19 protein-coding genes and 2 pseudogenes are annotated in these 22831 nt (G+C 67.9%); 11 read left to right on the top strand and 10 right to left on the bottom strand.

Features of this window, described 5'->3' with window-relative positions:
- Positions 1 to 125: 125 nt before the first annotated feature.
- From AB0D53_RS40745 to AB0D53_RS40735, 3 genes are all read right to left on the bottom strand, one after another.
- Entirely contained in the window at positions 126 to 701 is a 576-nt protein-coding gene (locus AB0D53_RS40745; RefSeq protein ID WP_362454443.1) for a transposase, read from the bottom strand.
- A 75-nt stretch (positions 702 to 776) separates the two neighbouring features.
- Positions 777 to 1229, bottom strand: coding sequence for a helix-turn-helix domain-containing protein (locus AB0D53_RS40740; RefSeq protein ID WP_362454441.1), 453 nt, complete (start codon positions 1227 to 1229; stop codon positions 777 to 779).
- Between the two features lie 208 nt (positions 1230 to 1437).
- Positions 1438 to 2409, bottom strand: a complete 972-nt coding sequence (locus AB0D53_RS40735) for an SDR family NAD(P)-dependent oxidoreductase (protein ID WP_362454437.1) — start codon at positions 2407 to 2409, stop codon at positions 1438 to 1440.
- Between the two features lie 55 nt (positions 2410 to 2464).
- Here AB0D53_RS40735 and AB0D53_RS40730 point away from each other — a divergent pair, with 55 nt between their 5' ends.
- Both AB0D53_RS40730 and AB0D53_RS40725 read left to right on the top strand, forming a co-directional pair.
- Entirely contained in the window at positions 2465 to 2887 is a 423-nt protein-coding gene (locus AB0D53_RS40730) for a MerR family transcriptional regulator (protein ID WP_362454435.1), read from the top strand.
- 188 nt (positions 2888 to 3075) lie between these two features.
- Complete coding sequence (locus AB0D53_RS40725; RefSeq protein ID WP_362454432.1) at positions 3076 to 3660, top strand: DUF402 domain-containing protein; 585 nt, start codon at positions 3076 to 3078, stop codon at positions 3658 to 3660.
- A 209-nt stretch (positions 3661 to 3869) separates the two neighbouring features.
- On the opposite strand, the gene AB0D53_RS40720 is transcribed toward AB0D53_RS40725, so the two are convergent.
- Positions 3870 to 4079 carry a hypothetical protein gene (locus AB0D53_RS40720; RefSeq protein WP_362454430.1) on the bottom strand — a complete coding sequence of 70 codons (210 nt, stop codon included), beginning with the start codon at positions 4077 to 4079 and terminating at the stop codon, positions 3870 to 3872.
- Between the two features lie 210 nt (positions 4080 to 4289).
- Between AB0D53_RS40720 and AB0D53_RS40715 the strand changes: the two genes are divergently transcribed.
- A complete protein-coding gene (locus tag AB0D53_RS40715; RefSeq protein WP_362454428.1) occupies positions 4290 to 6410 on the top strand; it encodes a helix-turn-helix transcriptional regulator in 2121 nt (706 codons plus the stop codon).
- A gap of 3 nt (positions 6411 to 6413) precedes the next feature.
- Positions 6414 to 6971 (top strand): XRE family transcriptional regulator, encoded by a 558-nt coding sequence (locus AB0D53_RS40710; protein WP_362454426.1) that lies wholly within the window; start codon positions 6414 to 6416, stop codon positions 6969 to 6971.
- Between the two features lie 77 nt (positions 6972 to 7048).
- Here the strand turns inward: AB0D53_RS40710 and AB0D53_RS40705 are convergent, their stop codons facing one another.
- The 3 genes from AB0D53_RS40705 to AB0D53_RS40695 form a co-directional block, all read right to left on the bottom strand.
- Entirely contained in the window at positions 7049 to 7438 is a 390-nt protein-coding gene (locus tag AB0D53_RS40705; protein WP_362454424.1) for a hypothetical protein, read from the bottom strand.
- A gap of 288 nt (positions 7439 to 7726) precedes the next feature.
- The gene (locus tag AB0D53_RS40700) at positions 7727 to 8254 is read right to left on the bottom strand and encodes a hypothetical protein (RefSeq protein ID WP_362454422.1); all 528 of its coding nucleotides are present in this window, start codon (positions 8252 to 8254) and stop codon (positions 7727 to 7729) included.
- A 535-nt stretch (positions 8255 to 8789) separates the two neighbouring features.
- A complete protein-coding gene (locus tag AB0D53_RS40695) occupies positions 8790 to 9050 on the bottom strand; it encodes a hypothetical protein (RefSeq protein ID WP_362454420.1) in 261 nt (86 codons plus the stop codon).
- On the opposite strand from AB0D53_RS40695, the pseudogene AB0D53_RS40690 reads away from it, so the two are divergent.
- A pseudogene (locus AB0D53_RS40690) lies at positions 9007 to 9384 on the top strand (Tn3 family transposase); the annotation flags it as partial. The gene AB0D53_RS40695 and the pseudogene AB0D53_RS40690 overlap by 44 nt on opposite strands.
- A 632-nt stretch (positions 9385 to 10016) precedes the next feature.
- On the opposite strand, the gene AB0D53_RS40685 reads toward AB0D53_RS40690, so the two are convergent.
- Positions 10017 to 10649, bottom strand: coding sequence for a TetR/AcrR family transcriptional regulator (locus AB0D53_RS40685; RefSeq protein ID WP_362454418.1), 633 nt, complete (start codon positions 10647 to 10649; stop codon positions 10017 to 10019).
- Between the two features lie 84 nt (positions 10650 to 10733).
- Here AB0D53_RS40685 and AB0D53_RS40680 point away from each other — a divergent pair, with 84 nt between their 5' ends.
- From AB0D53_RS40680 to AB0D53_RS40670, 3 genes are all read left to right on the top strand, one after another.
- Entirely contained in the window at positions 10734 to 12272 is a 1539-nt protein-coding gene (locus AB0D53_RS40680) for an MBL fold metallo-hydrolase (protein ID WP_362454416.1), read from the top strand.
- Positions 12273 to 12476: 204 nt separating this feature from the next.
- On the top strand, positions 12477 to 13301 hold the full coding sequence (locus AB0D53_RS40675; RefSeq protein ID WP_362454414.1) for a hypothetical protein: 825 nt from the start codon (positions 12477 to 12479) through the stop codon (positions 13299 to 13301).
- A 458-nt stretch (positions 13302 to 13759) separates the two neighbouring features.
- Complete coding sequence (locus tag AB0D53_RS40670) at positions 13760 to 14191, top strand: hypothetical protein (RefSeq protein WP_362454412.1); 432 nt, start codon at positions 13760 to 13762, stop codon at positions 14189 to 14191.
- A 55-nt stretch (positions 14192 to 14246) separates the two neighbouring features.
- Here the strand turns inward: AB0D53_RS40670 and AB0D53_RS40665 are convergent.
- Positions 14247 to 15509, bottom strand: a pseudogene (locus AB0D53_RS40665) (Helicase associated domain protein); the annotation flags it as partial.
- A 176-nt stretch (positions 15510 to 15685) separates the two neighbouring features.
- On the opposite strand from AB0D53_RS40665, the gene AB0D53_RS40660 reads away from it, so the two are divergent.
- From AB0D53_RS40660 to AB0D53_RS40650, 3 genes are read left to right on the top strand one after another with little or no spacing between them, the layout of a single operon-like run.
- Positions 15686 to 16780, top strand: coding sequence for a tyrosine-type recombinase/integrase (locus AB0D53_RS40660; protein WP_362454410.1), 1095 nt, complete (start codon positions 15686 to 15688; stop codon positions 16778 to 16780).
- Positions 16777 to 19278 (top strand): tyrosine-type recombinase/integrase, encoded by a 2502-nt coding sequence (locus AB0D53_RS40655; protein ID WP_362454408.1) that lies wholly within the window; start codon positions 16777 to 16779, stop codon positions 19276 to 19278. Before AB0D53_RS40660 ends, AB0D53_RS40655 begins: the two co-directional genes overlap by 4 nt.
- The gene (locus AB0D53_RS40650) at positions 19275 to 19844 is read left to right on the top strand and encodes a hypothetical protein (protein WP_362454406.1); all 570 of its coding nucleotides are present in this window, start codon (positions 19275 to 19277) and stop codon (positions 19842 to 19844) included. The genes AB0D53_RS40655 and AB0D53_RS40650 overlap by 4 nt, the downstream gene beginning before the upstream one ends.
- Before the next feature lie 23 nt (positions 19845 to 19867).
- Here the strand turns inward: AB0D53_RS40650 and AB0D53_RS40645 are convergent, their stop codons facing one another.
- Positions 19868 to 22249, bottom strand: coding sequence for a Helicase associated domain protein (locus AB0D53_RS40645; protein WP_362454439.1), 2382 nt, complete (start codon positions 22247 to 22249; stop codon positions 19868 to 19870).
- Positions 22250 to 22831 lie beyond the last annotated feature (582 nt).

Below are 22831 nucleotides of genomic sequence, written 5' to 3'. Positions count from 1 at the left end.
CGTAAGAACCGTCCGACTGAGCATGATCGCCACATCCGGATCATGTCACCCACCAGCAAGAACACATCACCCGCAATCACGCACCAGCTCGTTAGTGGTCTGCGTCGTAAGTCCTTCGGGGTTGATCATGCTGCTGGGGCGGCGGAGGATTCTTCTGGGTGATCGGCGGTGTGCCGGTCGAGCCTGGCCAGCAGACCGTCCAGGTCGGAGGTGGTGAACTTCCATTGGAACGGCTGTGCTGTGGCGTTGTAGCGGTCTTCGAATGCTCGGAGCCGGTCCGCGACCTCGTTGAGGTCGGTGAAGTCGTTGGGTGTCACGACCTTGCGCTGCACGACGGAGAAGTAGATCTCCACCTGGTTTAACCAGGAGGCGTGGACCGGGGTGTGGACGAGGACCGCGTTCGGGTAGGCGGCGGTCAGCCGGTCGGCGGCCTTCTTGCCGCGGTGGGAGGATCCGTTGTCCACGACCCAGAACACACGTTTCGCGCTGACGTAGGGCTCTTGGTTCATGACCTGGGTGACCAGGTTCATGAACGGGTCGATACCGGTGCGTGGTTCGGTGCGGCCGAACGTCTTCGCGCGGTGGACGTCGTAGGCGGCCAGGTAGGCCAAGGAGCCGCCGCGTCCATAGGTGTGATTAACGCGCATCGCGCGGGCCTGGCCCGGGGCGAGGGTGGGGTGGCAGCGGCAGCGGGCCTGGATGGAGGTCTTCTCGTCGGCGCTGAGGACGTACTCGTCCGCGCCCAGGGCGACGCCATCGAAGGTGCGGCGTACAGGTCAAGGATGCGCTCGGCTTTGGGTCGGAAGCCGGGGGCGGTGATGAAGATCCACGAGCGGTGTTGCCAGGGTTTGATCGCATCCTGGGCCAGCCAGCGGCGCACGGTGGAAGCCGACACGAAGGCGGTGATGCCCCGCGCCATGGCCCTCGCGGGCCAGCTCAGGGCACGACCAGCGTGCCAGCGGGGTACCGGTCTGGGCGGGAGGGTGGCAGGCCAGGGCCTTGACCTGGGTGGTCTGGAGTGAAGTGAATGAGGCTGGGCGACCGGAGCGGCGGCGGTCGGCCAACCCGGCCACTCCCTCTTCGGCGAACCGGCCCCGCCAGGTCCGCACGGTCTCCACATGCAGGCCCGTCTCCCGGGCGATGCGTGCGTTGGAACGGCCCCTGGCCGCGTGAAGCACGATGTGCGCGCGTATCCGGGCCTGGTGGGGAGTCTTGTGGCCGTAGGCCATCTCTTTCAGCCGGTGCCTGCGCGAGGCGGTCAGCGATATCGGACAGGCACCGGCAACGGGCACGGCATGCAGACCAATCAGAAGAAGTGGACTTACCGGCCGGAGCCTTCCGCAACACCTGACGTAACAGCCGGAAGGGGTATCGAACTGACGACCTCGCGTACTCGGGAGTACCGCTTGAAGTGCCGCGACACGTGCGGGCCTGGGGTCATCGAGTGATCGGGGTGGCGCCGGTCGCGGTGATGGACAGGTCCCAGAGCAGTGCGGCCCCATCGGGGTCGATGGCATACTCGCGGACGCCGCCGTCGTCCATGGGCGCGTCGAGGGCAGAGATACCCGCGACGTCGCAGTCCTCCAGATAGAGACCGCCGCGGTCGTCGAGGAGTGGGGACGTGGCTGCCCACAGACCGGTGGCCGCGCCCTGGGAGGGTGTCTTGAAGTCGGCGCCGATCACGTTGCCGTGCTCGTCCACCCATCCACGGTCGATCTGTTCCCGAAGCGTCATCTCCCGCTGAAGCCCGGTGAAGATCTTGCCAGGGTGGAGAGCGAACGCCCGGACGCCGTCGCCGCGCCCGAGGGCGTCGAGCTGCACGGCGAACAGGACGTTCGCGGTCTTTGCCTGGCCGTAGGCCAGCCACTTGTCGTAGCCGGTACGGAAGTGTGGGTCGTGCCAGCGGATGTCGGTCAGGGTGTGCCCGGAGGAGCTGTTGACGACAACACGCGCACCGCCGGCGGCGGCCAGGAGCGGATAGAGCTCACAGGCAAGGGTGAAGTGCCCGAAGTGGTTGGCGGTGAGCTGGCCCTCCCAGCCAGGGCCGACACGCCTCTCAGGGGTGGCCATGACACCGGCGACGGCCATGAACAGGTCGAGCCTGGTGACGGAGCCGCTGATCCGCGCGGCGGCGGCGCGCACGCTGCCAAGGTCTGCCAGGTCCATGGGTATGACCTCGCAGCCCTCCACATCCGCGAGCGCCGCGCGGGCGATTTGGGGCCTGCGCGCCGGAACGATGACCTGGGCCCCGGCGGCTGCCAGGGCACGGGTGGTTTCCAGACCGAGTCCGGAATAGCCCCCGGTCACGACGGCGCTCCTGCCGGAGAGGCCGAGGCCGACCATGACGTCCTCGGCGGTGCTGGCGGCAGAAAAGGGCGAGCTGAGTGGCTGCTGATCAGTGCTGGTCATGCCGACGACGCTACGATCTAGAGCGAGGTCTAGATCAAGTCCTAGACTGTGACGCATGGCGACTACCGAGCCCTCTGCGGAGCCCCAGAGCATCGGCGAGGTGGCCGAGCAGACCGGACTCAGCGTGCACGCCCTGCGCTTCTACGAGCGCGAGGGCCTGCTGGTCGGACCGGTCCAGCGCACCTCAGGCGGCCGGCGGCGGTACACCGCATTCGACGTCGACTGGCTGCTCATCTGCGTCAAGCTACGTGAATCCGGCATGCCGCTCGCCGACCTCAAGCGGTTCGCCGAGCTGGTGCGGCATGGTCCAGGCAACGAGGCGGAACGTCTGCGGCTCCTCGACGCCCACCGACAGCGCGTCGACGCGCAGATCCAGGCCATGGAGGAGTGCCGTTCCGTCATCGCCTGGAAGGTTGGCGTCTACGCCGAACACCTCGCCCGCGGCGAAGCCAACGGACTCTGGGACCCGACGGCCTGAGACAAGGAACGAACTCTCCGTATCTTGCGGGGAGCGCCCGTCGCAGGCATGACGCATCACCGGCCCACCGGAACCGGGGAGCAGCATCCCGCTCACGTTACCGTCATCAACATCCTGGCCCCGCAACAGCTAGTGCTGTGACCGAGAAGGTTCACCGGGTTTGCCCGCCCGCCAGTAGCCTCCCGCCCATGGGAGAAGCCGAGGTCCGGGTCGTGGTCCGTAAGTTCGATGGCAGCCTGCACTGGCACCACTCGATGGTGTGGTTGGGCGAGGATGAGTTCGGGGTCTGGCTCGGTGCTCCGATCGGGACGATCTACAGCAAGGGTGGGGAGGGCGAGGTCTACGCAACCGAAGAGCGACGAGTCATGCTCTTTCCTCGCGGTGCCTGGTGGACGGCCCTGTTCCAGGCAGCTCCAGCCCACCTGGACGTCTACTGCGATGTGACCACTCCCTCCGATTGGCCGCATAAGGGGCAAGAGACCATGGTTGACCTGGATCTGGATGTCTGCCGGATACGGCTAGACGAAACCGTCTTTGTGGACGACGAGGATGAGTTCGCCAGTCATCAGAGGCAGTACGGCTATCCGCAAGACATCATCACGCGCGCGCAGAGTGCCGCCGAGTGGCTATCAGCCGCGCTGCATGAGTACGCTGCTGGGGAAGACCTTGGATTCGTCTCTGGTAGTCCCGAAAGGGGCAGGCCACACACCCAGGGTTCAGACTTCGTCGCAGGCCGTCCGGCATCCGCCGGGCGGCCTTCTTGCATGTTGTGACCGAGACCTATAGATGGCGGATCATCCTCGCTCCGGCGCAGGTCAGGACGGTGCAGAGAAAGCTAGTTGGCGGATCTTGAGGGTGATAGTTGGCGGATCACGCCGACACCGGCTCCGAACGTGAGTGCGCTACTGCAGGTGGGCGCGTTGGCCGTCGTTCGAGTCTGAAGATCCGCCAACTGCTGCGACCTATCCGCCATTGACCCGTCTCACTGAACCTTGACCGTTCTCACCGAAGTTTGATCGCCGCCTTCACGGCGCTCCTGCTGGGCTTGGAGGTACTTCCTCTTCCGTTCTTCGAGCTCGGCCTCGGTGAGGATGTGGCAGCCGCACAGGGCGTCCGGGATGAGATCAGGGTCCGGGTTCTCGCACCACGGATCGAGGCAGTAGTGCCTGTCAGCTGGGGGGATGAAGACCATGGCCGAACGATCGCCATCGGCACACCGGAGCCGTTGGCGACGCGCTCAAAGTTCGGTGAGAACGGTCAAGATTCAGTGAGACGGGTCAGCCATCTAGAGGTCTCGGTCGCACATGTCCACCCCCGCCCCTCCGATAGAACCTAATGGGTTAAAAAATGGGCTAAAAGTTAGGGTAAATGATGCTAGGGTGAGGCGCGAAAGGAGATTCACATGGCATCCGAGGAAGAGCTGTTCGCGAGCGTCGACGCACTGCTGGAGGAGGAGCCGCAGCTCCCGCCCCCGGCGGAGCGCGCCCGGCTTCGCGAGGCTGCCGGCATCACCCAGACCCGCCTTGCGCAGGCTCTGAAGTCGACCGTGCAGACGGTGAAGAACTACGAGAACGGCCGCTCCGAGCCGAAGTCACCGCGCCTGGAGGCGTACCAGCGGCTACTGAAGGGGTGGGCGGCGAAATACCCCGCCCACGCCGTCCCCGCCGCCCCGGCCCCCGTGGCCGCGCCGCAGCCCGCCCCGGTGCCAGACACGTTCACCGGCCCGGCCGCGTCCGAGCCCGCCGACACCGCCGCCCCGGCACAGGCTTCCGCCGCACCGGCCGCTGCCCGTCCGGTCGGGCGCCCGGCGACGTCGTCGCGTCGCACGGCGGCGAAGAAGGCTGCCGCGCCCGCCGTCGACCCGCGCTTCCCCCACGGCCCGCTCGCCGTCCTCGATGGCGACGGCTCCGCGTACGGCATCGACGGCATCGTGCTCGACTGCCCGGCCACCACCGTCCCGGAGCTGGTGGAGTGGACCCTCAAGGAGTCCGGCCTCGGTGCCGCCAAGCTCAACCGCTACGGCAAGGACAGCGACCCGCTGATCGTCCTCACCGCGGCCGCCGCGGTGAAGCTCGGGCTGCCCGAGCGCCTGGAAGGCCACGAGCAGCGCCGCTCCCTGCGCCTGCCCGAGGACCACCCCGTGGTCAAGCAGGTGGCGAAGGCGAAGTGGCAGCTCACGCAGCGAGGGTTCGGCCCCTGGGCGCGGATCTACCGCAAGGCGCAAGGCCGCGAGAGGCAGTGCGTGCAGCTCGCGATCCTCTCGTGGGATGCCCTCGATGAGCGCTCCTGGCCCGGCGTTGCCGAGATGGAGCCGGCCGACATCGCCCGCGTCCTCGGCGTCTACGCGACCCGGGTCATCACCCCCCGCGGCTCCACCGCCGTCTCCGGGCTGGAGCTGATGACGGCGCTGCGCCCGCCGACGAAGGCCGTGCGGGACCCGGAGACCGGGAACTGGGTGTCCGGCTACAACGCGGGCTCGGTCGGCACCGAGCCGATGGACCCGGCGCCGCCGGAGGCCACCCCGGAGCACCCCGTCGTCGTCAGCAGCGGCTGGGCCGGCGGGTTCTTGAACGAAGAGGCGTACCAGTGGGTGCGGGCGGTGGAGACGCTGTCCGATGAGGAATGCACGCTGCCCTTCGCAGTCGGCCTCGACCTCAACACCGCTTTCCTCGCCGCCGCGGCCCGCCTGGTCGTCGGCCTCAGCGCCCCCGATCACTTCCACGCCCCGAAGTTCAACCCTAGGATCCCCGGGAGCTGGCTGGCGGACCTGTCCCACATCGAGCTGGACCCGCGTCTACCCAGCCCGTTCACCCCGGACGGCAGCCGTCCGACGGGCCCGGCCTGGTACCAGACGCACACCCTCGCCTACGCCCAGGAGCTCGGGCACGACGTCCACCCGATCGAGGCGTACCTGCGCCGCGAGACCGGGGCCTATCTGGATCCGTGGCACGACCGGCTCAAGAACGCCTACGTCGACACCCTCGCCGACATGGGGGTCACCAAGGACCTGTCCGACGCGGAGTTCCTGGCGGCGATGGAACAGCACAAGCAGAAGGACCCGGCCCTGGCCGCCGTGCTGTCCGCGATCAAGGCCACGGTCAAGGGCGGCGTCGGCAAGCTCCGCGAGCGCCCCCAGGGCAAGTCCTACAAGGAGGGCGAGCGGTGGCCGGCACTTCAGCGGCCGACCTGGCGCCCCGACATCCGGGCCGCCGTCATCAGCAAGGCCCGCGTCAACATGCACCGCAAGCTCAACAACATGGCGAAGATGACAGGCCTGTACCCGCTCGCCGTGCTCTCCGACTGCGTCGTCTACCCCTCGCCGGGTGAGAGCCCGCTCGACTTCCTCCCCTACGCCGCGTCCGGCAAGCCGCAGCCCGGCGGCTTCCGCCTCGGGCCCACGCCCGGCCTGGCCAAGCTGGAGGGCGTCCAGTCGATGCTGTGGGCGGTCGACCTCATGGAGAAGGGCCTGAACCCGGCCCGCCACATCAAGGGCGGCGACGCCGTCCTGGACGAAGGGGAGTAGACGGTGGGAGAGATCGACGACGCGATCGAGCGCGCCGACCGCGAGGCGTTCACCAAGGACCCACCCAAGACCCTCAAGGGCCAGATCGGGTTCCTGCTCAAGCAGCTGGGCAGCGCGAAGGCCGTCGCGCAGGAGATCGGCGTCACCGCCGACTCCGTCAACCGCTACCGGCGCGGCGCCCGCAAGCACGCCCGCCCGGACATCGCCGCGAAGATCGACGACGCCGTACGGCAGCGGTGGCAGCCACTGGTGCGCAAGCGCCGGCAACGCCGGGCCGCCACCACCGGCGGCATCACCGTGGAGACCCGGGCCCGGTTCGGCTACACCGCGCCGGTCGGCACGACCGACGACGGACGCTTCCGCCGCCTCACCGTGCACCTCCCCCCGGAGTACGCGCAACGCCTCTTCGACGCCCGCGACACCGGAGCCGGCGACCAGCAGATGCGCGGAATCATCGCCGAAGGGTTCAAAGAAGTGTATTTCCAGGACGGTGGCGGTCGCGCCATGGGACTGTCGGACGTGGAAATCAACGACATCGATTACCTCGATCTGGACTACTGATTTCGAAGCCCATTACGGCGAGCATCAATCTGTTGTTGAGCCAGAGCGCGATAGTTGTCACATAGGCAGGCTTGTTGTCACTTGCGAGGTTGAGCGCCGGACTCGGGGGTGTCGGCCGACTCCATGGTGGTGGGTCGGCGTCCGCCGCAGCAGGCTACGACTGCAGTTGCCGTGGAGTTCAGGAAGATCGTGAACCAGGACGACCTGTCCACCGCGTCGATGGATCCGGTACGATGCGGCTCTTCCCCAGCTCGCAGAAGGATGTCGACGCTGTCGGCCAGGCTGTCGATCGTGTGGCCACGCTTCAAGGAGTGGTGCATTCGAGCCCGGAAGACGCCCGCGTGCCGGTTGGCAGGGACCAGGCCGTCCCAGACGGCGAAGTCAGCCCCGGCGATCAAGGCGTTACGTGCAGGCCCGCATGCCGGGGTCTGTTCGTGGAGCATGGCGATGAGGTCGTCGCGAGTCACACTGCGCCCCGGTGACAGAAAGTCCAGTGATCGGCTATGTGTGACAACTCCAGCGCCTCTCTGGTGACAGTCCGGCTGCTTCGACCTGGTTTCTGCGCAGCCTATGCGGTGCCGTCGGTGACAACTACCGAGCCTCGGCACAGTTGTGACTGAGCGCTTCACTTGGCGGGTGTGCGCTTCAGGCGGCGAATCTGAGCGTCGTAACTGGCGAGGTGTTTTTTGGGGTCTCAGGCCCACATGTCCTACCGCCAGCCCCGCAAGCTGGTCACTATCCAGGGGTGGCCAGTGCTAGGCGTGAGCGGGGCGCGCTGCGCGGAGCCGGTCCAGCGCGAACACGAGGTCTGACGGGTCGACCCGGGCCGGCAGCACCGCGCCCTGGGCAACACCTTTGAATCGTTCGGACAGCAGCTTCTCCTTTGACTCGAACTCTTCGAATCCGGGCCCGGAGATCCGCACATGGAGATGGATCTCGTCCTTCGCCTCGCCCCCTGGCACCAGAGCCACCGAAAGAACCAAGGCCGCCGCATCGACACCGCAGCGGGCCAGTTGGATCGTCGCCGCGCGATCCCGACGCACGGTGAGGATGACGCTGAGTCCGATCCAGGCGGCGAGGGCCGCGAGCAGGAATGCACCCGCGAGAACTGCCCAGGCACCCGTGGACCCGACGTAGCCCGTGATCGCTGTGGCGGCGCAGTAGGTGGCTGCGCCAGTCCCGCTAAGCAGCAGGATCAGGCCGAAGGCGCATAGGGACACGGTGACCGCAGGACCTTTGGGTTCCAGCAGAGTCGGTTCGGCCGCATGGGGGCTGGTGGGCATGGCGGCACCCTAGCCGGGCCCCCGCGCGATGGATACGGGGCTGGCGTTGCTGCAGCCATACCTTCCGCACCGATGCGTCGACGCATTCGCGGTCTCCGGGCATTGTCCGCCCCTGTTCGCATCACCCGGCGACAAAAGCTGCGCCCAAAAGCTCGCACACCTGCGCAGGTCGGCGCCCGCCAACCACGACACTCAGAATCGCCGACTGAAGCGCTCAGTCACGCCTGCCCTGGGCCGAAGCGGGATAGGGCTTGCCCCGCAGCGCCACTGTGGCGTCCAGGTGGCACGCTGGGTGCAGATGCCCAGCCAGCGTCTCTGTGGGTTTGGCCCGCAGCACCACCGCGGCAGCGTGAACTGGACGGTCGCGGCGCCGTCCTTGTGGAGCGTCTCTGCGGGCTGGTCCCGCAGCGCGTCATTGCGGCTTGATGAACGTCATGTTGTACAGCCGCGACAGACGGTGCGTTTCTGCAGGGTTCGTCCTGCGGCCCGGCTGCCCAGTGACGGTGGGCTGGGTGTTCCTGTGTAAATCGAGCGGTTATCCGAGGGCGTGGGTGATGCGTTCGCGGAGGTCGGTGGCCGGGGTGCTGTTGGCGTAGGGGAGTGCTTCGTCGTGCAGTTCGGTGAGCCGGTCGCCGACTCTGTGCGAGCTGATGGTGCCGAACAGGTCCAGGGCGTGGATCGTTTCCTGGCGGGCGCCTTCGGGTTCGCCGGCTGCCAGGTGGGTGCGGGCGAGCGCGAGGTGGTCGAAGGCTGTGTGCGTGCTGGAGCAGCTGCACCGGGCCCTGAACAACCGCAACGTGTTCGCGTCCCCTTCACACCGGTGGTCCGACCCGCGCGCCCGGCTCCTGGACGGCGCGGCGTGGGACGCGGTGCGCGAGGACGTGCTGGCCGGGCTGAGCCTGGACATGCCCGTCACCGAGCACCTGGCGGAGCTGGTGCGGGCCCTGGACGCGGGCTGGAAGCAGATGGCCGAGCGCCTGGAATCGGCGGGCAAGGACGCGAAGGTGTCGCTCGACGTCCTGCCGAACGGCCGGGTGAAGCTGAACGTGGAGAAACTCGGCGCGCTCGGCGAGCCGAAGTCGCTGGCCTGGCTGCGCAAGCGGGTCGAGAAGATGCTCCCGAAGATCGAGCAGCTGCGCGCCGAGGGGTGCGAGATCCGCGACGAGGACGTCGCCCGGCTCTCGCCGCTCAGGCACCGCAACCTCAACCTCCTCGGCCGCTACAGCTTCACCGCCCAGGTCCCGGCCGACGGGGCCTTGAGGCCGCTGCGCGGCCCGGAGGCACCCGGGCTCGACGAGGACGACGACGGCACCGAGGACTGACCGGTCGGGCCCAGGATGATCGGGGCGTGTTCGCTGGTCACAGGCGTGGAGCGGGTACCGGCATCCGTCACATCGAGACCGGTCGTGACGACTGCGCGTACCCTCTTTCGCTCGCGGTAGGCGGCCTGGCGACAGGCCGGGGAGCAGTAGACCGCGTCCCGGCGGTGGCGGTGTCCGAGGGCGAACCGTTTGTCGCACACGGGGCAGTGCGCGACGAGGTCGGTCTCGACGCCCGGGTGGTAGTAGAGGCCGATGGCTACGGCCTCGGCCCGGTGGCGGCGCCACCGGCGGTCCGCCTGCTTGCAGGCCGGGGAGCAGTACCGCTTGTCGCTGCGGGAGCGCACCGGCAGCGGCTCGGAACAGAAGACGTGCGCGCACCGGCCCGGCCCATGACTCCACTGTACGCGGGCCCTCTCCGGCCCGCGGCGGTCGCCGGCCCCTCAGCCCGGGACGCCGCGGGGCGTGAATCCGTTGGCGAGAACGGCGAGTCGGGTGAGCAGAGCCTCGGCGAGCGGGAAGCCTCGGTCGCTCTGCAGCCAGCGGCTGAGTGCTGTCACGTATGCGTCGAAGAGCAGGTCGGCGATGGTCTCGGGGTCGAGGTCGGCGCGGATCTCGCCGTTGCGCCGGCCTCGGTCGATGGCGGCGACGAAGGCGCGGGGCGTGGCGCGCAGGTCGATCGCGCCGTGCAGTACTCCGCTGTCGTGCAGTTCCTTGGCCAGGGCGTAGTCGCGCTCGTTGAGGTCGGCCAGGGTGCGCAGTTCGTCGGCCAGCGCCTCGATGGCGGGCCCGGGTTCGGTCGCGTCGGCCGTGTCTGCCGCGTCGCGCCGGTCCAGGAGTTCGTGGCGCTGGCGGACCCAGGTGATCACGAAGTCCTCTTTGCGGCGGAAGTGGTTGAACGCCGTCTGGCGTCCCACGTCGGCGCGTTCGGCGATGTGGTCGTAGGTCGTGGCCGCGTACCCCTGGCTGGCAAACAGTTCCAGGGCCGCGGTCAGCAGCCGCTCGCGCGTCGCGTCGCGGCGGCGGGTGCGCCGGTCGGTCGGCTCGGTCGGTTCCTCTGATGCAGTCGGCCTCATGCGCAGAGTGTACTTGGATCCGCAGGCATACTGGAGTATATGTTGGTACTGTAATCCAATCAGGGCTCACAAGGAGATCCCACGATGACCACCCCCTTCACCCTCGGTCTGCACAAGATCGGCCAGGACACCTACGCCTATCTGACGCCCAACGGCACCTGGGGCTACAGCAACGCCGGCCTGATCGTCTCCGGCGACCAGGCGCTGCTGGTCGACACCCTGTTCGACGTGCCGATGACCCGCGCCATGCTCGACACGATCGCCGAGGCCCTGCCGGGCGTCACCATCAACACCGTGGTCAACACCCACAGCGACGGCGACCACTGGTGGGGCAACGAGCTGGTCACCGACGCCACGATCATCGCCTCGGAGGCCGCCGCGGAGGTGATGCGCAAGGAGAACCTCCTCGACCTGCTCAACACGCCCCCGGCCGGCTTCCAGCTGCCGCCGATCGTGAAGCACATGTGCGAGATCTTCGACTTCAAGTCGATCACCCCGACCCCGGCGAACCGCACCTTCAGCGGCGAGCTGGAGGTCGCGGTGGGCGAGCGCACCGTCCGGCTGATCGAGGTCGGCCCGGCCCACACCCCCGGCGACGTCCTGATCCACGTGCCGGACGCCGGCGTGGTCTACACCGGCGACATCCTGTTCATCGGCGGCCACCCGGTCATCCACACCGGCCCGATCGCCCGCTGGATCGACGCGTGCAACCTGATCCTCGACCTGAACGCCGACACGATCGTCCCCGGACACGGCCCGGTCATCGGCAAGCCCGAGGTCCGCGCCTTCCGCGACTACCTGGAGCGCCTGCGCGACCACGCCGTCCGCTCGCACCGGGCCGGCCTGACCGCCATGCAGGCCGCGCAGACCCTGGACATGGCCGGCTTCGCCAACTGGGACGACCCCGACCGCATCGTCCTCAACATCGGCGCCGTCTACCGCGAGCTGGACAACGAGCCGCACGAAGCGCACGACGAGATGGCCCTGATGGGCTGCATGCACACCTACACCACCACCACCACCTACCCCGCCCCGACCGAGCCCCGCATAGCGCCGCGCTCCCGCGCCGAGATGGCCGCCCTGTCCACCCGCCTGGACGGCATCCCGGCACGACTGCTCGCCGACGACGGCGACAGCCCGCTGGCCGGCCGCCCTGTGCTCAACATCCTCGCCACCATCGGCAACAACCCCGACCTGATCGTCGCCCTGGCCCCCCTGCTCGCCCAGCTCGCCATGGGCGAGATCCCGGACCGGGACCGGGAACTGGCGATCCTCCGGGTCGGCCACCGCACCGGCTCCGCCTACGAGTGGGAGCACCACATCCGCATCGGCGCCGCCGCCGGCCGCACCGAAGCCGAGATCGCCCGCGTCCCGCTCGACGTGAACGAAGCGGACTGGAGCGACGCCGACCGCGCGCTGCTGCGGGCCGTCGACGAGCTGATCGCCGACCAGATCATCTCCGAGATCACCTGGCAGGGCCTGGCCGACCACTACTCCACCTCGCAGCTGATCGAGCTGCTCGCACTCGTCGGCACCTACACGACGATCGCCGGCATCCTCAAGACCTGCCGCGTCCAGCTCGACGACTGGCTCTTCGAGTCCCCGACCGGCATCGCAGCCTGACACCCACCACACCCACCCCGACCCAGACCCGGGCGGCCCGGGGCAACGGCACCCGCCGCTGCTCCGGGCCGTCCGGACCTGAGCCTGCCTTCGAGCGCGCTCACACTTCCACCGGTGGTGAGCCGGTTCACCAGCACCCGGGCCAGATTCACCAGCCGGACCTCATCTGCACCCGTTGTCAGTACCTAACGGGACAGTAGTGACATGACTGATTTCTCTCTTCATCTCCTGGGATCTCAACGGCAGTTCCAGGCGGAAGAGCTTCCGCCTGCGGCCTCCGCCCACACCGGACAGCAGCTGCGACGTGTGGAGCTGCAGCTGCAGGTGCCGGGCGATCTGCAAGACGATCTCGAAAGCGACCTCAAGGCCGCTGCCGCCCCCGCTGGGCAACCACTCGCGGGAGAGGGCACAACCTGGCTGGTGTCCAGCCACAGTTACTCGTACACCGACAACGCGCAGCCGCTCGTGTACACCCACCGGCTGGAACTCCAAGAGGCGGAAGACCTGCATGCCTCCGCTGTGGAGGTCGCAGGGCTCACGCTTGTCCCGATCCAGTACAACGAAGACATCGACGAAGAAGTGCTCATGGTGTTTCTCGTTGCTGACGTCTCCGGCGAGGAAGGCGAGCGCCTGGAGAAGCTCATCGTCACGCAGGAGGACCAGTACGTCGACGTCGTCCGCCGGGGCGTCAGCGAGACTCCCGTCCGCATGCGCTTCGGCCGCTGCCTGTGGCAACAAGGCGAAGGCGATAGCCGGCGTCACAACCTGACGCTTGTCGCTGACGAAGGCCAGCCGGATCGCCCACTGGGCATCGCGGCACTCAACCAGCCCCAGCTCGGCCGCACCATTGAGAAGACCGTCGCCAATGCCAAGGCACTTGACCTGCTCGTGGAGCAGCTTTGCTCTCAAGGAGTCCTGACTGATGAGGTCGCCACCAGCATCAAAGCTGCCGTACTTCCACACGACCTCACGCCCCGAGAGAGCCGCGAGTTCTGCCGTACGAGCAAGATCGAAACCTTCTGGAACTGAGTTCCTACCGGTGGGGCAGCACGGCCGGGTGCGCAGCCCACGGCATTGCCCCACCGGAGCCTTCCCGGCCGTCACGGAGATCAGAAGGAGGGAGCAGCCCAGAACCCCAGGACCTACACGCACGCCAGTGCGATGCCCTTGCTCGGATCCCCACGGCCTCGCACTCAAGTGCGTGTAGGCCCTGGGGCGCGATGCGGCTGGCCCCGGGCAGCGAAGAGCCTCAAGCTGTCCTGTGCGCCCGGGGCCCTGTCCGCTGGCCTCGCACCGCCTTCAGCCCCAGTCCGAGGGTGATGGCGCGATCTCGGGCACTCACGTGTCGTCGGGTGTGCTGCCCAACCAGGCGCGAGTCGGACACCCCGCGACGGCATCACGAACCGAGACCGGTCAAATATGGTCGACCGGACCTGCTGGCAAGGTGGGCCCGCGAGACTGGCGGATCACCAACCCATGGAGGACTCATGATCCCGGCGACCGTGCCCACCGAAGCCGTCTTCGACCGCGGTCGCCTACCCGATATGTTTCTCCCCGTGCACGCCTGGAGCGACGAGGGCGAACCGCTGGTGCTGTGGCGCAATGGGCTGCAACGAGCACAGGACATCGAGGGCTTCAAGGAAGTTCGCGAGCGCCGCCAGATCGTGGGCGTTGTCCCGGGCGGAGGCTGGATGACGGAGTGGCAGGACCCGAACGAGGGGACCTTGTTCGCTGATCCGGTGGTGGCCTGGGCGGTGTACTCCGACGGAGACGCCAGAGCCATCGACACCGACGCCGATGGGGACGCTGTGCAGTTGCCTCCGTTCGTCAAGAACCGGCGGACCTACCACCCAGGCCAGAGCCTGGAGAAGCCGCTACCCGGCAAGAAAACGCCAGGTACAGCGGCAGAAGACGGGTGAAAATGACCTGCGGTTGGGCCTGCCGGAATGGCAGCCCCAACCGCAGGAGATGACGTCACTCCGCCCAGTCGAGTCCGAGTGCGGCGAGTTTGTCGACGCTGAGCTTCGTGCGGCGTCCCTTCTGATTCATGATCCACACTCCGAGCTTGACCTCGGTCCCGTCTTCCAGCGGTTCGACGTGGGCCCTTGGGACGGTGAGGGTGCCGGTGCGGGCTTTGTACTGTGCCAGGGCCGCAACGCCCCGCTCGAAGGCGCTCACGGGCATCGTGGACGGCTTCGAGGGCGCTTCCAGCTCCGGGGCGTGCGGGACGACACCGAAAGCTTCCAGGCGCCCGCGCTGCCCGTCGGACAGGGCCGCCCACACCTCGGGCCTACGCTGCCGGTCGAGCCACTTGCCGATGTCCATGCCATGCACGGTGACCCCGGGTTCGATGTACCCGAGGATGGTCTCCTCCGCGAGCATCTCCCGCACCACCGCGAAGTGCCGCTGCCACTCGGCCGGCCACGACGGGTTCCAGTCCTCGTCGACCTCCTTCAACGCAACCTCCCACTCCGGGTGTTCGGCCAGCGCGCCGGGTCGGCGCAGGTTGGACAGCCACTGACCCACCGGCTTATCCAGCGCGGCCGCCGACCGGGGAGCGCACAGCGTCCAGTGCTCCGCGAAGTAGACCCGGGCAGCCTCCAGGTTCTCCTGGAACCGCGCGTCGGCCGCCGACCAGGCCATGCCCAGCTTCTCCAGCCGCGCCGCGCGCCGGCCGTTCATCTGCCCAGCCCCGAACGCCCGTCGCTGCTCCGCGACCCAGGTCCCCAGCGGGAACGCGCCCTCCTTGTGCTCGTACGGCACCCGGGCGTGGCCCTCACGCTCCGTAAACTCCTTGAGCTTCGCCCAGCCGCGGGCCCAGTCCTGCCGCTCCGTGTCGATCACGTTGAAGGACACCCAGTCCGCGACCATCACCGGATCACGCGGAGTCGCAAAACGGAGCAGCAGACGGGTTTCTTCCTCGTTATCTGCGGGTGCGGCGCCGATGTATTCGGATGGCTGCGCCACGTCCTTCTGCGGCTCCTGCGGAATCGCCAGCAATTCGATTGCCTCTTCATCGTGAGCCCGCAGACCTTCCAATACCTTCACCAAAGGCCGATACGATCCCGAGGTGAACATATCTTCCGGCTTCTCACCGGGCTGAAGGAATACCGGCACGATCAATGAGGCAAGTTTTCCTTCCCCGGGCTTCTGCCGGAGCGCCCGGCCGATGGCCTGGACGATGTCGTGCGGCGCCCCCTTGGGGTCCAGGAGGGCGACGCTGTCCACGGCCCGGATCGACGTTATCTAGAGGTGGGGGAGTGTGAGGGACGTTTGTTCCTGCTGTCACCTGCGGGGATGGTCGTGGGCTAACCCCCATAAAGCTGCGGCTGGGTGACAGTTACGTTCGGCACGTGGAGTACTCCTTCATCGCGGAACGGTCTTCCTCTCCGTCAACGGGCATGGAGCGGTGGGTGGTGGCCGATGCGCTCACCTATGCCTTGCATCACGAGGCCACTGCTTATTTGACTTCGCTGCGCAGCAAAGACCGCTCACCGAACACCGAGCGGGTCTACGCCGGCCGTCTGGTTCTGTATCTGAACTACTGCGCCGCCCGCCGCATGGACTGGGCCGCACCGGGATTCCTCGGACTGTCGGGCCTGCAGCAGTGGCTGATCAACACCCCGCTCCCGCTGCGCAGCCGACGAACCGGCAGCGCACGGCCCCGGAATCGCTCCAAGGGAACCGCGAACGCCGTGATGACGGTGGTCAGCGACTTCCTGCGCTTCGGCGCCGCCCACGGCTGGGTCTCCCCTTCCACGGTGACGCTGCTGTCCGAGCCGAAGACGCTGTTCTGTTTGCCGCCGGGCTACGACCCCGGGGAAGAGGGGCGGTTGCGCACGATGGACACCGCCTCGTTCCGGTTCGCGTTCACCGACCCCGGCTACCAGGACCTCAGTCCCGAGCAGATCGCCAGGATGCTGGCTCTGGCACGATCGGCCCGTGACCGGTTCCTGATCGCTCTGCTGGCCTGCACCGGCCTGCGGATCGGCGAAGCGCTGGGACTGCACCGCAGCGACCTGCACCTGCTGGCCTCATCCCGCGCTCTCGGGTGCGGTACCGAAGGGCCACACCTGCACGTCCGCCGCCGCACTCAGAACCCCAACCGCGCCCTGGCCAAGTCCCGCCGCCCCCGCACGGTGCCGGTTACCGCCGACCTGACCAGCCTGTACACCGACTACCAGTACGAGCGCCACACCGCCGGCGCGGAAGGCGGCGACATGGTCTTCGTCAACCTCTTCCGCCCGCCGGTGGGCCGGCCGATGTCCTACCCCAACACCAAGGGCATGTTCGATCGCCTGGCCCGCGCCGCCGACCACCCTTTCCGCCCCCACATGCTGCGCCACTCTGCCGCGACCACGTGGCTGCGCAGCGGAGTGGACCGGGACGTCGTCCAGCGTCTCCTGGGACACCTCTCGCCCCTGTCGATGGAGCGCTACCGGCACGTGTGCGACACCGAGACGCGCCAGGCCGTCGAGCGCGTCGCGACGCTGCGGGACCCGAGGTGAGCGTCGCCGGGCAGCCGACACCGCTGCGCTTCCCGGCCGCGCCCGCCTCGGATACGCCTGGCTGGACTGTCTGGCTGGCCGACCGCATCGACCCCGCCTGGCGACCGAGGGAGTGGGACGCGCGCCACTGGCTGTTCACCGGCGATCTGGACAGCCCGCGTACCTCGTCCTCGACCTGCCGGACCCGGCGATGTGACCAGGTGGTCATCTCCGGCAACGTCTTCTGCACCCTGTGCGCGGAGCACCAGCGAGCGAGCAGTCAGGACCCCGACACCTTCGCCACGACCTTCACGCCTGCCCGCGAACGCAGCGCCCGCGGGATGGTGACCGCCCAGTGCTCCATCGCCCGTGACGGTGTGCGCTGCGTCCGCCCCCGCCACTGCAACGACAAGTGCGCCACCCACTACAACGCCTGGAAGTACCACGCAGCCAAAGGAACCGAGCAAGCATGGCTGCGCGACCGTGCCCAGCCCTTCACCGAAACAATCCCCTGCCTGGTTCCCACCTGCCCAAGCCCCGCCTACAACTCCCGTGGACTATGCAACTACCACGCCCGCCAATGGAGCCAGGACAATCGCACGAAACGCACTGACGTCCACCAGTGGGCCACTCAGCAGCCCCCTTACCTGGACACACACCAGTTCAGCCTGCTCGCCCTGAACGACCTGCTGCGCTATGAGATCCTCTACGCCCTGCAACAGACGGACCAGTGGACCCGCACTCTGGAACCCCACCGCATTCGCAGCCTGGTACGCGACCTCGCCAGCGCCACCACACTCCTGACCGACGACACCGGCCCGGCACGCCTGGCCAGCCCACACGCCGGCGCAGTCAGAACCCTCAAGCGGCTGAGGACAGCCGTCCACGGCGCCTTCGAAGAGTTCTCCGGCCGACCCTTCGCCGACCCGGACGTCCTTGACCTGCGCGCCATCGGCCTGCGCACGACGCACGGATCCCGGCCCCGCCGCATGCCCGGCACCGCAGACCTGCGCACCATCCGCCAGCCCTGGCTCCGCGAGTTGATGCGCCACTGGGCCACCAGCAGTTCCCCGCGTACCGACACCTTCTCCAACACGATGCGCGCCGTGGTCATCGCCTCCCGAACGCTGGCCCAGCGACCGGGGGAAGGCCTCGACCCGGCAGCGCTGCACCTCACCGACGCCTCCGCTGTCGTCGACGCCTTCCGCACAGCGCTCCGACGCGACGGAACCGCCTATCGCTCCTCCCAGCGGCGCACGCTGGCCGGCTGTTTCTTCCAGCTGATCGACTACGGCCGCCGCTCCGGACATCTCGACACTCTCGCGGGAGCGTTCACCCGCGACCCCGTCGAGCACCGCATCCGCCTGGAAGAAACAGACGAGGACGGCATCGGCAAAGCCATCCCCGAATCGGTCATCCGTCAGCTCGACGCCCACCTGCACACCCTCGGCCTCGGAGACGTCCAAGGCCGCCGCGATGTCCCCGCCGCCGACCTGCAACTGCTCTACCAGACCATCTACATCCTGCTCAGAGACACCGGCCGCCGCCCTCTGGAGATCGCCTCTCTGCCCCGCGACTGCCTGGAGACCGACCGCGGACAGACCTCACTGATCTGGAACAACCACAAACGCCGCCGCCACCGCAGACGCCTGCCGATCATCGAATCCACCGCCCAGGCCATCCGCACCTGGCAAGCCCGCCGCAGCCACCTCCAACTGCCCGCCGGCGGCGACGCCTACCTCTTTCCCGCCCTGAGCGCCTACAGCATCGCCCCTCACCTGGGCGCCAACTACATCAGCGAGACCCTGCGCCTGTGGGTCGACTCCCTGCCCGCCCTGCGCACCGAAGGCGTCGACGCGGACGGCGCCCCGCTGTCCTTCGACCGGACCCTGATCTACCCCTACGCCTTCCGCCACTCCTACGCCCAGCGCCACGCCGACGCAGGAACCCCCGTGGACGTGCTGCGCGAGCTGATGGACCACCACTCCATCGCCATGACCCAGCGCTACTACCAGGTCTCCCTCAAACGCAAACGCGCCGCCGTCACCTCCTTGAGCACCCAGGTCGTCGACCGCCTCGGACATTCCGCCCCCAGTTCCCCCAGCAGCTACGAGCTGCGCTCCGTGGCAGTCCCCTATGGAGGCTGCACCGAACCCAGCAACGTCAAAGCCGGGGGAGACGCCTGCCCGCTCCGCTTCCAGTGCGCCGGCTGCGGCTACTACCGCCCCGACCCCTCCTACCTCCCCGCCATCGAGCAGCACATCAACGAACTGCGTGCCGATCGGGAGACCGCCCGGGCCATGGACGCGGCCGACTTCATCACCACCGCCCTCACCGCCCAGATCACCACCTACGAACAGATCGTCCACCGTATGAAAACCCGCCTGGCAGCCCTACCCGCAGGCGAGCGCGAAGAGATCGAGCACGCCAGCACCACCCTGCGCAAAGCCAGAGCAGCCAGCGGCCACACCCTGCTTCCGCTCACCGTCGTCGACCGCACTCAGGAACCACCGTCATGAACCGACAGGGCAACTCCGCCGTCCTCGCCCAGGCCCGCCGCCGTGACAGCCTCGACAAACGCCAGCGTGTCCTTGAAGCCCTCGCCGCCCTCGAACGAGACGGCCAGAAGATCAGCCACGCCGCCGTCGCCCGCACCGCAGGTGTCTCCACCTGGCTCACCTACACCGAGGGCATCCGCGAACACATCCACGCCGCCCGCAACCGCCAGATCCACACCCCCGCCACCCCACCCCTACCAGGATCCGCCCCCAACCCAGCAAGCCTGCGCGCCGAACTGGACCTCGCCCGCGAAGAGATCAAAGACCTCCGCCAGGAACGCGACCGCCTGAACAACGCGCTCCGCCACCAGCTCGGCCAGCAACTCGACGCCCTCCACGCCCCCGACCTCACCTCCCGGATCGACGAACTCACCCGCGACAACCACCAGCTCGCCGACCAACTCCAACAAGCCACCGAAGAAAACACCGCCCTGCGCGACCGCCTCACCGGGCTCGAAGACGACATCGCAGCAGCCCGCACCAGCCTGCGCCGCATGATCCGCACCGAGAACACCACCGCCCAGTGACGGCCACCCCCGCGGCGCCCAACTCAAGCCCAGTCCAGTCCCAGCTCAGCCAGCACCTGCCGCCTGCCCTCGCTGAGCTTCGCGCGCCTCGACTTCGTGTTCGACAGGAACACGCCTAGCTTGACCTCAGTGCCGTCCTCGAGCCGTTCTACGTGCCCCCTTAGGACGGTGAGGGAGCCGGTGCGGTCCTTGTACTGGGCCAGGGCCGCGACGCCCCTCTCGAAGGCGTTCATGGGCGCCGTAGACGGCTTCACCGATGCCTCCAGACCGGGCGAGTGCGGGATGACGCCGAAGGCTTCCAGGCGCCCGCGCTGCCCGTCGGTCAGGGCTGCCCAGACCTCGGGTTTGCGTTGCCGGTCGAGCCATTTGCCGATGTCCATGCCGTGTACGGTGACGCCGGGTTCGACGTAGGCGAGGATGGTTTCCTCGGCGAGCATCTCCCGCACCACGGCGTAGTGCCGCTGCCACTGCGCCGGCCAGGACGGGTTCCAGTCCTCGTCCACGTCCAGGAGCGCGGCCTCCCATTCGGGGTGCCCGTCCAGAGCCCCGGGTCGGCGCAGATTGCTCAGCCACTGTCCTACCGGCCTGCCCAGGGCCACGGCAGGCCTTGGAGCGCAGAGGGTCCAGTGCTGGTCGTAGTACGCCTTGGCGGCTTCCAGGTTCTCCTGGAAGCGTTCGTCTGCCACGCTCCAGACCATGCCGAGCCGTTCCAGCCGTTGCGCGCGTTGTCCGCTCATCTCCCCGGCCGCATACGCCCGCCGCTGTTCCGCGACCCACTGCCCAAGGGGTGTCGTACCCTCCCGGTGTCCGTACGGCACTCTCGCGTTCCCGACCCGCTCGACGTACGTCTTGAGTTTCGCCCAGCCGCGGGCCCAGTCCTGCCGTTCGGTGTCGATCACGTTGAAGCTGACCCAGTTCGCGACCATCACCGGGTCACGCGGAGTCGCAAAACGAAGCAGCAGACGGGATTCTTCCTCGCCTTCCCCGGGCGGCGGGCCGATGTACTCGGACGGCTGGGCGACGTCTTTCTGCGGCTCCTGCGGGATCGCGAGCAGTTCGATTGCCTCTTCGTCGTGAGCGCGCAATCCTTCAAGGACCTTCACCAGGGGCCGGTACGATCCCGAAGTGAACATGTCTTCCGGCTGTTCACCGGGCTGAAGGAACACCGGAACGATCAAAGAGGCGAGCTTTCCCTCTCCGGGCTTCTGGCGCAGAGCCCTGCCGATGGCCTGGACGATGTCGTGCGGCGCGCCCTTGGGGTCCAAAAGAGCGACACTATCCACCGCTCTGATGTCGACACCTTCTCCCAAAACGCGACAATTCGAAAGAACCGCCCGCCGCGCCGTGGACCCGAAGCTTCCCAGGACCTCCCGCCGGCGCTCGGGGACGTGCTCACCCATCAGCCAGTCCGCCCAGATCTGAGCCGGGTACTTCTCCGGCCGGTCGGCGTGCAGCCGTTTCGCCACCCGCCACAGGCCCTCCGCGTACGCCTGCGCCTCTATGGTCCGGTGGTGGAAGGTGATGCAGGTCTGGAGGTCGTGCTGCGCCATCGTGTGCAGCAACGCCGCCTGGAGCGCCCCGAGGCGCTGCCCGCGGACCTCCTCGGTGTGCCGCTCCTCGCCCATCAGCCGCTCCGGGGTGACGACCGGGTCCTGGAGCTCCAGGACGATGATCTGGTACCGCGCCAGCAGCTTCCGCGACACGGCCGACGCGAGCGAGAGCTTGTAGAGGACCGGCCCGAAGACCTTCTCGTCGTCCATGGAGGCCGCCATCTCGCGCGGCAGCGGGTCGCGCACCCCTTCGGCGACCTCGCGGTTCAGCCGCTCCTCCCAGATCCGCGGCGTCGCCGTCAGGTACAGCCGGCGGTGCGCCGGGATCTTCGTCTGGTCGTGGATGTCCGCCCACGCCTTCCCCATCGACCCACTGGTCCGGTGCGCCTCATCGACCACTGCCAGGTCCACCAGGGCGAGCTTCTGCCCGTAGGCGCCCTCGAACGCTTCCACAAGCACGCCCAGCGACGCGTAGGTGGCGTAGATGGTCACCGGCCCCGCCGAGTGCCACAGCGCCAGCTGCACGGGGTTGGTGGTGGACCGCACCCCCAGGTGCCACAGCTCCGGATCGTCCAGCGGCGAGCACACCATGACCGCCGGCCCCTTGTGCCCGGCCTCGCTCCACGCCTTCACGGTCTGCGCCAGGAGATCGAGGGTCGGCATCACCACGAGAACGCGGCCCTTGGGCACAATCCGCTTTGCGGAGGCCGCCGCGATGATGGTCTTTCCCGTTCCGCACGCGGCGTGCACCTGCCCGCGCAAACCATTCCAGGGAATGCCGCCCGGCGGGATATCGAGGCCGCGCACGATGGCGGCTACGGCCTCAACCTGGTGTTCACGCAGTTTCACGACCATTCCCGTGTTCTCCATTTCGCGGAATGCGGCATGTAGTAGGAATGAGAGTCCGGCGCGGCGAGTGGCTGGCCGGGGTGATGGTGTCTGATCCCAGACTCTACACAGTCAGTACCCATGATGCATCATCCATGCGACAGGCTTCCCCAGACTTCCCCTGTAGGCTGATGCTTGGCTGAATCCCGTCCCAAGGGCCACGGTTCATAGGGTACGCTGGCGGGGTATTGGTGAACGTGAGCGGCCGGTTTCGAGGGTGGGGGAGGGGTTCGGGTGGAGCGCAGCGGAGCCCGTCACCCGCGGTGGGGCCGGCACACCCGATTGGGCCGACGGTCCGTCACTCTCGTTGCAAGGGTAGTGGGCAGTAACCCCAAGCCCTACACAGGCCCGCGCGTGATGCACACCCCCGTGTAGCCAGCTTCGGGAGGCCCGCTTGCGGGACTCCTCGCAATTCGCGCTTGCGCGAATTGACGTTGTTTCAGAATTCCGTTTACGGAATTCGAATTGCGCTTGCGCCGGAATTCGAATAACGCGTCACAGGCGGAGCTGCTGGCCGAGCACCCTGAGATCCCGTCGATGAACCTGTAT

This window comes from Streptomyces sp. NPDC048295 (assembly GCF_040652135.1).
Taxonomy (GTDB): Bacteria; Actinomycetota; Actinomycetes; order Streptomycetales; family Streptomycetaceae; genus Streptomyces.
Note: the sequence above shows the minus strand (reverse complement) of the source record. Positions and strands in the feature narration are given on the sequence as shown.